The organism is Methanobrevibacter sp. (assembly GCF_050872065.1).
Lineage (GTDB): Archaea > Methanobacteriota > Methanobacteria > Methanobacteriales > Methanobacteriaceae > Methanocatella.
In genome coordinates this window covers 1-12,309 of the sequence record NZ_JBNMGD010000012.1, presented here as the reverse complement: position 1 = coordinate 12,309, position 12,309 = coordinate 1, and the positions used below count along the sequence as shown (strand labels likewise).

At 28.6% G+C, this 12,309-nt stretch carries 13 protein-coding genes; 3 read left to right on the top strand and 10 right to left on the bottom strand.

The window, feature by feature from the left end:
- The first annotated feature begins 403 nt into the window (after window positions 1–403).
- A complete protein-coding gene (locus ACR0P1_RS02880) occupies window positions 404–781 on the top strand; it encodes a hypothetical protein (protein ID WP_432644904.1) in 378 nt (125 codons plus the stop codon).
- A gap of 1 nt (window position 782) precedes the next feature.
- On the opposite strand, the gene ACR0P1_RS02875 is transcribed toward ACR0P1_RS02880, so the two are convergent.
- Together ACR0P1_RS02875 and ACR0P1_RS02870 are read right to left on the bottom strand one after the other, a co-directional pair.
- Window positions 783–1,064 (bottom strand): hypothetical protein, encoded by a 282-nt coding sequence (locus ACR0P1_RS02875; RefSeq protein ID WP_432644903.1) that lies wholly within the window; start codon window positions 1,062–1,064, stop codon window positions 783–785.
- Window positions 1,065–1,080: 16 nt separating this feature from the next.
- Window positions 1,081–1,320, bottom strand: a complete 240-nt coding sequence (locus tag ACR0P1_RS02870; RefSeq protein WP_432644902.1) for a hypothetical protein — start codon at window positions 1,318–1,320, stop codon at window positions 1,081–1,083.
- A gap of 156 nt (window positions 1,321–1,476) precedes the next feature.
- On the opposite strand from ACR0P1_RS02870, the gene dcm reads away from it, so the two are divergent.
- A complete protein-coding gene (gene dcm, locus ACR0P1_RS02865) occupies window positions 1,477–2,736 on the top strand; it encodes a DNA (cytosine-5-)-methyltransferase (RefSeq protein ID WP_432644901.1) in 1,260 nt (419 codons plus the stop codon).
- On the opposite strand, the gene ACR0P1_RS02860 is transcribed toward dcm, so the two are convergent.
- Complete coding sequence (locus ACR0P1_RS02860) at window positions 2,733–4,181, bottom strand: MutH/Sau3AI family endonuclease (protein ID WP_432644900.1); 1,449 nt, start codon at window positions 4,179–4,181, stop codon at window positions 2,733–2,735. The genes dcm and ACR0P1_RS02860 overlap by 4 nt on opposite strands.
- Window positions 4,182–4,745: 564 nt before the next feature.
- Between ACR0P1_RS02860 and ACR0P1_RS02855 the strand changes: the two genes are divergently transcribed.
- On the top strand, window positions 4,746–5,276 hold the full coding sequence (locus ACR0P1_RS02855; RefSeq protein ID WP_432644899.1) for a hypothetical protein: 531 nt from the start codon (window positions 4,746–4,748) through the stop codon (window positions 5,274–5,276).
- A 108-nt stretch (window positions 5,277–5,384) separates the two neighbouring features.
- Here ACR0P1_RS02855 and ACR0P1_RS02850 read toward each other — a convergent pair whose 3' ends face one another.
- The 7 genes from ACR0P1_RS02850 to ACR0P1_RS02820 all read right to left on the bottom strand — a co-directional run bounded on the left by ACR0P1_RS02850 (window position 5,385) and on the right by ACR0P1_RS02820 (window position 12,202).
- Window positions 5,385–6,857, bottom strand: coding sequence for an SEFIR domain-containing protein (locus ACR0P1_RS02850; protein WP_432644898.1), 1,473 nt, complete (start codon window positions 6,855–6,857; stop codon window positions 5,385–5,387).
- Window positions 6,858–6,890: 33 nt separating this feature from the next.
- Complete coding sequence (locus ACR0P1_RS02845) at window positions 6,891–8,003, bottom strand: hypothetical protein (protein WP_432644897.1); 1,113 nt, start codon at window positions 8,001–8,003, stop codon at window positions 6,891–6,893.
- A 375-nt stretch (window positions 8,004–8,378) separates the two neighbouring features.
- Window positions 8,379–9,062 (bottom strand): hypothetical protein, encoded by a 684-nt coding sequence (locus ACR0P1_RS02840; protein WP_432644896.1) that lies wholly within the window; start codon window positions 9,060–9,062, stop codon window positions 8,379–8,381.
- Between the two features lie 13 nt (window positions 9,063–9,075).
- Entirely contained in the window at window positions 9,076–9,330 is a 255-nt protein-coding gene (locus tag ACR0P1_RS02835; RefSeq protein ID WP_432644895.1) for a hypothetical protein, read from the bottom strand.
- Window positions 9,331–9,594: 264 nt separating this feature from the next.
- Entirely contained in the window at window positions 9,595–10,590 is a 996-nt protein-coding gene (gene cas1 / locus ACR0P1_RS02830) for a CRISPR-associated endonuclease Cas1 (RefSeq protein ID WP_432644894.1), read from the bottom strand.
- 1 nt (window position 10,591) lies between these two features.
- Window positions 10,592–10,867 carry a CRISPR-associated endonuclease Cas2 gene (gene cas2 / locus ACR0P1_RS02825; RefSeq protein WP_432644893.1) on the bottom strand — a complete coding sequence of 92 codons (276 nt, stop codon included), beginning with the start codon at window positions 10,865–10,867 and terminating at the stop codon, window positions 10,592–10,594.
- A gap of 141 nt (window positions 10,868–11,008) precedes the next feature.
- Window positions 11,009–12,202: a chloride channel protein gene (locus ACR0P1_RS02820; RefSeq protein WP_432644892.1), complete on the bottom strand. Its 1,194-nt coding sequence runs from the start codon at window positions 12,200–12,202 to the stop codon at window positions 11,009–11,011.
- Between the last annotated feature and the right edge of the window lie 107 nt (window positions 12,203–12,309).

The following is a 12,309-nucleotide window of genomic DNA, read 5'->3' as shown; positions in this document are numbered from 1 at the left end:
TCTTTTTTGGATTTTTAACTAAAAACTTCAAAATTCTCTTATTTTATATATAAATTAAACGTATATTTCTGTTTATAATATACGTAAAAAAAGAAAAGATACGAACTATTTATATATTAAATTAAATTACAAATTATAAAAAATATTTAAAAAAATATAGAACAAACATAATAAAAAAAATAAATATATACATCAATAAAATTCTGGCTGCTGACATTAACATCCACCATCACCAATTCAAAACTTAATTCCCGAAACCCCTGCACATTATATCCAAGTGCGAAATCCAAATCCAATTATAGAACCCCTATCGTTAATGTTAATGTCAATGAATTAAATTCAACTTAAAATAAATCTATCAATTTAATTAATAATAAAAACAATATTTTAATAGGTGAATATCATGGTTGATTCAGAAGTTGAAAGACTTTTAAGAGCAGGTAAAGCTGAAATTAAAATGGTCATTACTAAAAAATCCAATACCGCTTTAGCAAGTGCTGCACTATTTTTAACAACAGGAATTCTTGCAGGCGGAGCTAAAGAAGAACAAGAAGTTATAACTACAACTTTATTTCTCGAAGATGACAGATTAATAATTCAAAAACCAAGAAAAGTAATCAAGTTCAAAGATATTAAAAGTATAAACACGGAAACCATTCAAGGGATTACAGGAATTGAAATAGATATTGGTAAAAAAGAAAACATAGAATTTGCAAGTTATGAGTCTGCATTACCTACAGTTATTGGATTATTAATGAAATATACGGATTATGTTAAATAAATTATATTCTGGACTTTACTTCTTGAAGACTTATGTTTTCAATAGATATTAATTTAGCTGAGACATTTTCTAATTGTTTTAAAGTAAATGTTCCCATCTCTTTATAATCACCATTAACTAATCCTAATAAACGATAATCATCATCAAGTTTTTCTCCAGCTATTACATACCAATCCCAAAGTCCATTGGTAAAATGTGCTACAACTGGAGGATTATCTATTTCCTCAACTTCTTCAATAGTAGGTAATCTTATATTATTCTTTTCAAATATGTCAGCACTCATTGTAAGACCTATGAATTTAATTCTTTTCTAAAATTAATTTTGCATCTTGTCCGTCACCATAAATAGTTTTAAGAGTATATTCATCAGAACAACCATCATTTATCTTCTTTTGGATTTCTCCAAGTTTTTCAAATGAATCCATTAGTTCTCCATTAATAACAACATTAAATGTATAATCATCTATTTTAGAAACATCCACTCTTGGGTCTTCAGCTATTGTATTAATTATAGCATGTACATTTTCTAAATTTTCCATAAACATCTGCTCCTATAATGTTCTATAACGAATTGAATTCTTAATTTAATTATTCTTATATATCAGTTTAATTTTAAGTTAATTAATACTTTTTAATTGATCTCGTTAATTATTAATATGTTTGTTATAAATATATTAACTATTGGAGAAATTACTATGGATAAGACAGTTGTAGAATTATTTGCTGGAGTTGGTGGATTCCGCTGTGGATTCAATGAAGTAACATATAACGGCAATGAAGTTACTGAAAAAGATAATTGGGATTTTATCTGGGCTAACCAATGGGAACCATCCACTAAAACACAGGCAGCATTTGATTGCTATACTGAAAGATTCGGAGCATCTGAAAATCATGTATGTGAAGATATTGGCAAAGTTGACAAAACTACCATTCCAAATCACACATTACTTGTAGGAGGTTTTCCATGTCAGGATTATTCAGTGGCAAGGTCTTTATCCAATGAAAAAGGTATTGAAGGTAAGAAAGGAGTTCTCTGGTGGGAAATAGCCGAAGTCCTTGAAACCAAACAACCTCCATTTGTTTTACTTGAAAATGTAGATAGATTATTACGTTCACCATCAACTCAAAGAGGACGTGACTTTGGAATAATGTTAAGGTCATTTCTTGATAATGGATATGCAGTTGAATGGAGAGTAATTAATGCAGCAGAATATGGATTTCCTCAAAAAAGAAGAAGAGTATTCATTTATGCTTATCATAAATCTACCAATTACTTTAAAGACATGATAAAATATTCAGCAGAACAACTTGTGTATACTAACGGAATATTCGCTACAAATTTCCCAATTAAAGATACTCAATTAGAAAAAGGCAAATCAAGTATTTCTAAAGAAGACTATGAAGATATTGTTTCCGTTAGTGATGAGTTTGATTTTCATTTCTATAATGCAGGATGTATGATTAATGGTAATGTTTATACATATAAAGTTGAACCAAATTATTCTGGAGAGTTTACAACATTAGGAGACATCCTTGAAACTAATTTTGATGATAAATACATTATATCTGGTGAAAAACTTGAGAAATGGAAATACTTGAAAGGTTCTAAAAAACTTGAAAGGAAAAAACCAAATGGTGAAACCTATTGCTATTCAGAAGGAGCTATTGCATTTCCAGATCATTTAGATGCACCTGCAAGAACAATGCTCACAAGTGAAAGCACAACAAACAGAAGTTCACATATCATAGGAGTTAATGAAGAAAAAGACATATATAGAACATTAACACCAGTTGAAGCTGAAAGAATACAAATGTTTCCGGATAATTGGACTAATATAGAATCTAAAGCTATGACAGAAAGAAGAAGATATTTTATGATGGGTAATGCTTTAGTAGTAGGTATTGTTCAAAAGCTAGGAAAATATTTAGAAGGAGTAATTGAAAAAGAAGATTAAATATAATCCTCTTCATTGAGCTTATTAACTATATACAATCCTTTAACCCACATTTGTTGTCTATACATTTTTATTCCATTCAATGTCAATGGTTTCTCATCAGATGTGGAACTTGTTCCTCTAACGAATACATTTCCTTCAGAACTCTTAGGAAAGTTAGGAGCACTCATTATATTACCGCTTCTATTTTTACGAGGTTGTCCTTGGCTATCTAAGACAACAACATCCTCCAGATTATCATTAACTATTAAATCCTTAATTCTCTCCCAAGTATTCTTAACATCATTTTCAATAAAGCTACTTTCAAAAGTAAGCATTTTAAATCCTAAAAAGATATTATCTTTCATTTCAGCATCAGCTTCAGGCCTTTGGAATATTATAGATAAAAATCTATTGTTGTTAAAGTAATCATAGGTTTGTGAATCTTCAAATTCAATATCTTCAGTAAATTCATCAAAATCAATTGTAAACAGTTTCATATCTTCCTTTCGAAGTCCTCTCTCTGTTAATGTTAATGTTTTACCAATAATTCCTAATCTATTGAATAGTTTTATCTTTTGCATTTTCCTTGATGTTCCACCAAACATTTTAACAATAATCTGTTCTCCAATTGCTTTATTAATTCTATTAACCTTAATATCCAATAAATCAACAAGTTCATGGATTGGTTTATTTTTATATTGATCTGTCAACTCATGACAGGTTTCATAAATCTCAGAATAGGAAGTATATGTTTTAGGTAATTGCTCTAAAGATTCACCAAAGTGATCTTGAATGATAGATGACACCACACTTCTTTTTAATCTGAATCTTGGATTATGTGGCCATTTAGGAGCAGTATCAATATACATCAACTTAGGTCTTAATTCATGAGATATTCTTGGATATTCATCCTCATAATTCTCATAGTTATCCTGTAAGCAGGAAATAAAGTTTCTAACTATTGTCCAGTCATTTTTTAATATTTCTGTATCCTCTGAATTGAATTCATAAAATTGATAACCTTTAATTGGAAAGTCTGCATATCCTGCAGCTTTAACAGTGGTTGGTGAGTCATATAAATAATAAACAAATAATAAGTGAGCTAGTTTATGCCAAAAATTAGAATCATCAAATGTTTCATTAACGATAGTGTGAGGAGACACGGCCGTAATACTCATAGGTTCTTTAGCAACAAATTGAGTGTTATTTCTTATGTATTTAATACCAGTTGTTTTTAATTCTGTTTTAACACCATCAACATCCAAGTCAGGTTCTTGTCTAGTATCTGCAGGATATCCCAATACAGATTGTTCAATTACATGTCCAGCTATTCCAGTATATTTAGGATGTGTCTTTGTTATTTCAAAAACATTGTTCTTATCTACTTCACCTAATGTTTTATTAAGGCATTCATCAAGAATTTGTTCTAGCTCTTTTCTATTAAAAAAATGATAATTTGACATATGTATCCAAACATTATTTTGTTAAATCTAGTTTTGTAAATGTTATGATATAAACTATTAACATTAACATCCAACATTACCATTTCAAAACTTAATTCCTGAAACTCGTGCATATATATCCAAGTGTGAAAACCAAATCCAATTCCAGAACCCTTGCCGTTAATGTTAAAGCCATTCCATTAAATTAATAACTTAATAACAATCATCAACAAATTAAACTCTTGAATCCCTAATAAAACCAGTTGTAAAAAATCATTCAAAGAACCTGATAAAGTTACTTTTAAAAAAAATATATCATATTTGCCAGTATGATGTCTGTCTAGTAAGAAAATATAATTCCAGTAAGGAAATATCAATCGTTAATGTTAATGTCACTTTAACCCAACCATTAACTAACTTTTTAGTATATACCTATTGCGACTCGTTTCACTCGTCGCAACCTGTCCATCAGAGATGGGCAGCTTATTTTTCAAAATAACATAATATTTATATATCAACAAAAATATATTATGTAAATACATTATTAATGTAATTACATTATTAAACATACAGGAGGAAAATAACATGACAGACAATAAAATTGAAGAGCTTATTGAAAAACAAGTTCAAAGAGAAAACGCCATAAAAGAAGTTAAAGAAGACTACATTAACGATATTGAAACACAAAGAAAACAAATAACTGTTAAGCTATTCCCAAACACTCACAAGAAGTTAAAAGTTATTGCAGCTTCAAAAGATTCCAGTTTAGAAAAAGTTGCAACATCCATTATTGAAGATAAAGTTGCAGATATTGATATAGCCAAATATGTTGAAGATGCTTTTAAAGATGTTAATGAAGATGACTGGTTCAAAAGAAAAGATATAGACAATTCTACATATGATATTAACGATAAGCTATTAAATAAAGGCAATCCCAGAAAAAGAATTAATGTTAAAGTAGATCTTGAAACTCACATGAAGTTAAGAATCATTTCAGCTATTCAAGATAGATCCCTTGACAAGCTGGTTGGATCTGTTATTGAATATGAAATAGGTGAGGAAAATAACATTAACACTTCTGAATTGATGGATGAGATACTCAAATCAATTGAATAGTTTATATTAATGTTACTTTGTCTTTGGAAACATATTCTATTGTTTCTGTTGGTTCTTTTTCCACATCTATCTCTTCAAGTTCCACTTTTAAATATTGGTATATACAAACTATTTTCTACTTGCAATTTCATCAGCATTAATATATTCACTAATTGGTTTAACATAATTCATGAAAACACTTCTAAATCCATATCTCATTTTTCCAAAATACTCATCAGAATATTTAATCTTCTTTACCAATTCTTCTTTAGATTCAATGTCAAAGATACATTTAACTTTCTTATAATAACTTTCAGAAATTAATTTTTGATATAAATGCATGTACTTTGTTTCTTTGTAAATATATGTAAATGGGAACCAACCATCGGAATCCTGCAAATTAATTATAGAAATATGACAACATAAGATGTCTGAGTTTACTAATTCTTCAATTACATAATTTTTATGAATTCTTGAAATCAAAAAATGTCCCATCCCAGTTAATTTATTAAGATTATGTTCCTTACAATAATATGTTAAATATTCATCAGTACGAACATATCTTCTTTTGTCCAAATCTAAAAATGTTTTAGTATCATTAGAATTATATGGGTCATTAAAAAAATACGGAGTGTTTAAAAGATTACTTGTAAGTTGGTAATATTCATTTTTAATTGAGATAGTAATTGTATATAAAAAAAGTTCTCTTACGATAAAGTCAAAATTCATAAAATCTTCACTTATATAAGATTCACCAGGTTTAGGTATAAAATAGTTAGAATAAATATTTTCAAATAATTCTTTAATTATATCGCCATCTACTGGGGCAAACTCATAAACTTGAGTAATTTTTTCAATAAATTCAATATAATAATTTCTTAATGGAATAAACTCTTCAATATTATCGTGTAATTGATTAGCAATTTCTAACGCATTTCGTGTCTGAAATTTTATTTTAAACTCATCAAAATTATGTAAAAAATCTTTAAAGAAATGTCTTGAAATTGAATTGATTGATTTAGGATTTTTTTCAATTTTTTCATCAAATGTTTCGATAATTTCTTTTAACGAGGGATAATATTTATTAGTTTCTAACAATTTCTTAGGAAATTCACCCAATTTTGGTTTTGGATTTTCTGGAATACCATGTAATCTTCGTAATACTTTTTCAGAATTTGAATATCTATTCTTCGGTGTTAAATCAAAATATCTTCTAGATGCTAAATAATCTGGTAGACATGGTTTTCCATCATCATCATTTTGCCAAACTATTGGGATAAACTTTGTTTGGTTTACATCTTCATAAACTCTTTTGCTAATAATTTGTGTTTCAGTACCAACACCACCCGTTCTTTCGTTAGCTTTACGAGCATATTCTTTATCAGAAATTATGAGAACAAAATCTGTGTCTTCTGATCTAACATTTTCTTCCATGAAATAATTTAAGTCTATTCCTTCAGGAGCATCCCATTCATCCAATATGACATCAACATGATTATTAACCAAATATGTAGCAAATTCTATAACTTGTTCTATATGTTCTTCATTTGTCCAAGAATAAGATATAAATACTTTAGGTACTTTTTCTGATGCTTTATCCATAGTTTCACCTTTCATATATTAATAAATAAATATTCATATTAATGTTACTTTGTCTTTGGGAACATATTCTATTGTTTCTGTTGGTTCTTTTTCCACCTCTATCTCTTCAAGTTCCACAGGTTCTTTATCTTTAACAATTAGTTTATGTTTCCCATTAAAGAAAGTGTTTATTCTTGATAATGAATTAGCATCTCCAAGTAAATGATTATAATCTTTTGCTAGTTCATTATATTTTAATTTGTTATTGTTAAGCTCTTGATTGTAAGCTATTAGCATTTGTGCTTTTTCTTCAGTGTGTTTTATTTCCAGTTCAGATTTCTGATTGGATAGTTTAAGATTGATTTCAGCATTGGCTTTGTTTAATTCTGTTTCAACTTCTTTTATTTTATCTTTCAATTCCTCAAGTGCTTCATAATGTTCTTTTGGTGGAATATATTCTTTAAGACTGGATAAGGATTGTAATTTATCATTTAATTCATCTATATGAGATTGTTGTTTTTCAATGGTTTCTTTTAATTCATTTTCCTTTTCTTCAAAATTGGACTGGAGTTCGTCTTTTGTTTCTTTATAGTTATCGTTTAATCCCATCATATTGTCATTTAACAATTTGTTGGTTTCGTTAATGTTATTGTTATCGTTTCTTAGTTTTTCATTTTCTTTAATGAGGGATTCATTTCTGGCAGATAATTCATCAGATGTATCAATCAGATTTTCATAAGCATTTTTCCAATAAGCTTCCTGAGACTGTGAACTTTTAAGCTGTTCTTTTAACTCTTCCATTTCATCTTTATCATGGACTTTAACTTCTGATTTATTTGATTCAAGTTCTTTTCCAAGTGAATCAACCCTATCTTTCAGAGTGTTAATCATTTGATCTTTTTCCTGAAGTTCATTTTCAAGATTATTGTCTGTTAATCCATTAGCTATTTCAGTTTCAAGTTCAGCTATTCTTTCTTTGTATTCATCAACCTGATCTATCTGTTTTATAATATCATAGTGCTGCTCTTCTGACAGAACATAGACTTTTTCACCAACATCAAATAATGTATTACTGAATCCGATACGGTTTGCATTCTTTGTATTTTTCTTAACTTCAAATTCAAGACCAAATCTTTCATCTGACTTTTTGAGTTTTTTCTCCACCATTTGTTTTCACTCCAATCCTTAACATACATATTTTTATTACGTTTAAAACGAATATTATCTTAAGTAATATTCAGAACAAAATTTAAAAAAAAAGTTTTATAATTTAGATTCATCAATAGGAATAGGATTATCACGAGTACCAAAAAAATCAGGTAACATATTCAGTTCAATACACTCACGTTTCCATTCATAATAGGCAATTGGATCTGTTTCCCAAAGTTTTGTTCTGAATATTACTTAAGATAATATTCGTTTTAAACTCAAACAGTAAGCCCACTCTTTTGGAAATTTTTGTGCTAATTCTGCTAAAGTAAAATATTCATTATCTTCTGTTTTATAAATTAATACCATAATATCACCTTTTTAAAAATGTGACTATAACATTGCGTCATAGCCACACACACCACAGCAAATCTCATATGTCATTTCCCAAGCATTATGTGTTACCCAATTGCCTTGTTTGTCATGTTTACCACCTCTCATTACCCATACTTCAATGTATGAATCATTAATGCGTGGATTCTTGCGTAAGATTGGATCTTGCAAACATAATTCACCCCAAAATGTTTTAGTTTGAATATCTTTTAAGCGTTTCAAATGCTGATCTTTTGGCAAACCATGCCAGTGCTTAAACTCCAGTACAATCTCCGGTCCAGAAGTCCAATACTCTTTGTTGTTCAAGTAACCATTATACTGATGCTGATAATCATCCCAATACTTACGAATCATCAGATTTGATTTAGCTTTGAGTTGTTGTTCAACAGTCAATAACCAATCACGTTTGAATAATTCAACATCGTCAGGATGATTGACATACTGAGTGACATATCCCATGCAATGCTTGTACCCATCTTCTGGCAACACACCGTATTTATTCGGTTTTACACCACAACGAGCAGCAACATCCATGATGTCTTGACCGATCACACTATATCTAGCACAATCAGCATCAAATTGCTTAACATCTAATTGCGGATTTGCTTTCATACTTGATTTCTTAGCCATGCCATTAACTAAAGAAGCACCTAAAGCTACACCTAACAATTCTAATAAAACCACTTATATCTACCTCCTATAAATTATAAATATCAGATGGTCCATGAATTTCATAACCACGCTTACGTAGAATATCAGATCCAACACTCCATTCCTGGAAATAAATCGCATTCTCAAAACCTGCTTTAATACTCTTGTCCACCCCAATCAAATAATCAACTAATTCCTTAGTTGTCTTATTGCTTAGACGTGTGCGAGTATCTGCAGTAGTTTCAACAACTTCTGGTATACCAAAAGGTTCATGTAAATCCATATCTAAAAAGTATGTCATATTATCTACCTCCACAATATATTATTTCTTTCGCATTCTTTGGTTCTGAATATTACTTAAGATAATATTCGTTTTAAACTCTTATTATTTTTTCTTCTTTTAGTTATTTAAGGTATTTATTTTTCTTTTTTAAATTTTTTTTCAGGGTCATGATTTTTTCCTTAAAAAAGGGCATTGTTGTCCTCAAAAAATTATCTAAGTACTATCTTTTTTTATCTGTTTTTTAGGACAAACATTCATAACTTAAAAATATTAATGTTGTCTTCACCAATGCAAATTAAATCCTTTAAATTTTTCATCATTTAAAAGAGTTTTTACTAAATTTGATGATTGTTTATTAATTATTTCGCTGTAAGTTACTTCTTCATCATTGTATTTTATTGTTGAGTGTAGTTTTTCTTGAATTTTTGAAATAATCAGTTTTCTTTTTTCTAATTTTATAGTTTTGTTTCTTTTATCTAAATCATTATTTGTAACTTGTTTTCTATTGATAAGATTTAATACTGTTTTGTCTACGAGTTGTTGTCTGAAATCTTCTATTAAATCATATGTTAAACTTGTTCTTTGGTCCATGTCGAAATGGAGGAAACCGCAATATGGATCTAATCCATTTATTAATATTGATTTGGTTATTTCAGTTGCCAAAATAGCATATCCATAGTTCAGCATGGAATTCAATAAGTCTGTTGGTTTTTTGGTTCTTTTTTCAAATCCTATATCTTTGGGGATTAATAATTTTATCCCACTCCAATAATGAGCTGATGCTTTTCCTTCACACCCCATTATTTGCATTTTTACTTTTTCATGATTATTTGTTAGTTTAATGGAATTCAATCTATTAATTTGAAGAGTAATATTATTTTTTATTTCATCTATTTCTTTAATTTTACGGCGCTTGTTTAAGGTTGTTAATGTTGATTTTTGGTTTATCATTTTTGATTTTATTATTTCACGGGATATCTTGATACCTTTTTTATTTTCACTTAGTAAATACTGCTGTTTTTTTATTTTCACATTTCTCCAGTCTGGTGATTCTATTAAATAATTTAATTTACCTAAATAATCAATTGAAATTAGTTTGATGTTATTATTTGCAATTAGTGTTAGGGCATCAAATGTTATATATCCTTTTCCTATTATAACTATGCTAGATATTTTGTCTGCTTTAATGGAATCTAGGATAATATCTTTTTGTTTTATGACAAGTTGATTATCTTTTTTGTGAATTGATTTGTTGAATCCTTCAATTAGAATATTCATTCTAAAACACCCTATACAAATTTTCACTGAAATTTATTCTTCGTCCAAATGTATCTTTTTTTGAATAGCAGTTATCACAAATTGGTAGAATTAATAGGCTATCTTTTTTAGGAATTGCCAATTTAATTTCTTTTTTAAAACTAGTTAAATTAGCATTACTTAATTTTCCAATATATGTATTTGTCTGAATTTTTCTAAGTCCAAAGTGTCTTAAAATGTTTTCAATTTTCTCTTTGTTAGTTTTGAATTTAACATCAAAAATAGCTATAGTATACATAATGATTATTATAATTTTCAATGAAGAAATATAGATAGGTGATGCTAAATAGAGTTCATAGTGAGATATGAGTTAATACATATGTATTAATATGATATGAGCAATGAAATACAGATGTTGGATCAAAAAAATGAGGAATGATTAACCTTCCTCAATTTTTAATTCTTCTTTTTTTATTTTTACTGGATTAATCCAATTGGTTGGAATAACAGAACCGATAAATGCAGCTACAACAAGCCATGGAATTATTCTAGGATCAAAACATAATAGCAGCAATAGTGCAGCACCTATTGGTTTTTTCATTAAGACACCAAGAATTGAAGCGGTTATGACTGCTACACTAAATCCTATGTCCAAATTAAACAATAATGAGAATCCACATCCAATTATGATTCCACAAAAAATCACTGGGAAGAAATGACCTCCTTTCCATCCTGACTTAATGCAGATATTGGTGAGAAGCAATTTTGCAATTCCAATAGCAATTAAAATGGCTGGGCTGTATACTGCATAAGTTTCAAGAATCACTGTCATGTTTGTTTCACCTGAAAACATAGTGAATGGTGATATCATGCCGAAAATACCTAATATTAATCCTCCAATCAAACATGTAATTAAAATATTACTTTTAAATTTTATTTTTTCAAGTATTTTCTCAGTATATTTATCAAAAAGCAAGTATACTACTCCAAATAATGAGCCGATAATTGCCAAGGGTATTCCTAATAATCTTTCAAAGTTACTTATGTCATATCCTCCAACATGAGGAAAACCCACAGAGGTACTGAAAATTTGTCTTAGAATATAAAATACAAGAAGAGCTCCTAAAATACAAAGAATATTACTGTATGTCTTTTTTTCACTGTTTTCCTGATCTTCTATTGGAGCCACCAGACCGTATAATGGTGCTACAAATATCAAAGAGAATACTGAGTTGATACCTACATCACAGATATCATAGATATTTTTCTTAAAAAAAGTCATGAATTTTGATAACCACATACAGAGAGCTATTATAATACCGCATAATCCTGCTTCAGGTCCTATACTCCCTCCAAATATTATGGGAATCAGTGCACTGACAAATATTAAAAGTATATTTTCATTTTGTAATTTTTTCCCTTTTTTTCTATCTGAGAGCAGCACATTCATTTCGTAAACGGATTCGCCGTATTTACTTTTAATCAAACCTAAAATTAATCCTCCTACTAAACATATTATAATTGGATAAACTTTTAAATCAAATTGTCCTGGAAGATAATCCCATAAAAATCCAGTTCCGATGTGCATTAATTCTATGAATAGCCAAACAATAACTGCAAAAATCATCCCCATTAAAAAGCATCCGGTATAATAGGTTAAATTTTTTCTTGATATTATCATAATTATACTATTTAGTTTATAATTATATAAAATTTAAAAAAATATGTGAAGTATTCTTT

What these genes read in the sequence shown, in the direction of transcription:
- ACR0P1_RS02835 (WP_432644895.1), bottom strand. Translation starts at nt 9,330, where the DNA reads ATGACATACTTTTTAGATATGGATTTACATGAACCTTTTGGTATACCA.
- ACR0P1_RS02820 (WP_432644892.1), bottom strand. Translation starts at nt 12,202, where the DNA reads ATGGGGATGATTTTTGCAGTTATTGTTTGGCTATTCATAGAATTAATG.
- ACR0P1_RS02850 (WP_432644898.1), bottom strand. Translation starts at nt 6,857, where the DNA reads ATGGATAAAGCATCAGAAAAAGTACCTAAAGTATTTATATCTTATTCT.
- ACR0P1_RS02880 (WP_432644904.1), top strand. Translation starts at nt 404, where the DNA reads ATGGTTGATTCAGAAGTTGAAAGACTTTTAAGAGCAGGTAAAGCTGAA.
- ACR0P1_RS02845 (WP_432644897.1), bottom strand. Translation starts at nt 8,003, where the DNA reads ATGGTGGAGAAAAAACTCAAAAAGTCAGATGAAAGATTTGGTCTTGAA.
- ACR0P1_RS02855 (WP_432644899.1), top strand. Translation starts at nt 4,746, where the DNA reads ATGACAGACAATAAAATTGAAGAGCTTATTGAAAAACAAGTTCAAAGA.
- ACR0P1_RS02860 (WP_432644900.1), bottom strand. Translation starts at nt 4,181, where the DNA reads ATGTCAAATTATCATTTTTTTAATAGAAAAGAGCTAGAACAAATTCTT.
- ACR0P1_RS02875 (WP_432644903.1), bottom strand. Translation starts at nt 1,064, where the DNA reads ATGAGTGCTGACATATTTGAAAAGAATAATATAAGATTACCTACTATT.
- dcm (WP_432644901.1), top strand. Translation starts at nt 1,477, where the DNA reads ATGGATAAGACAGTTGTAGAATTATTTGCTGGAGTTGGTGGATTCCGC.
- cas2 (WP_432644893.1), bottom strand. Translation starts at nt 10,867, where the DNA reads ATGTATACTATAGCTATTTTTGATGTTAAATTCAAAACTAACAAAGAG.
- cas1 (WP_432644894.1), bottom strand. Translation starts at nt 10,590, where the DNA reads ATGAATATTCTAATTGAAGGATTCAACAAATCAATTCACAAAAAAGAT.
- ACR0P1_RS02870 (WP_432644902.1), bottom strand. Translation starts at nt 1,320, where the DNA reads ATGGAAAATTTAGAAAATGTACATGCTATAATTAATACAATAGCTGAA.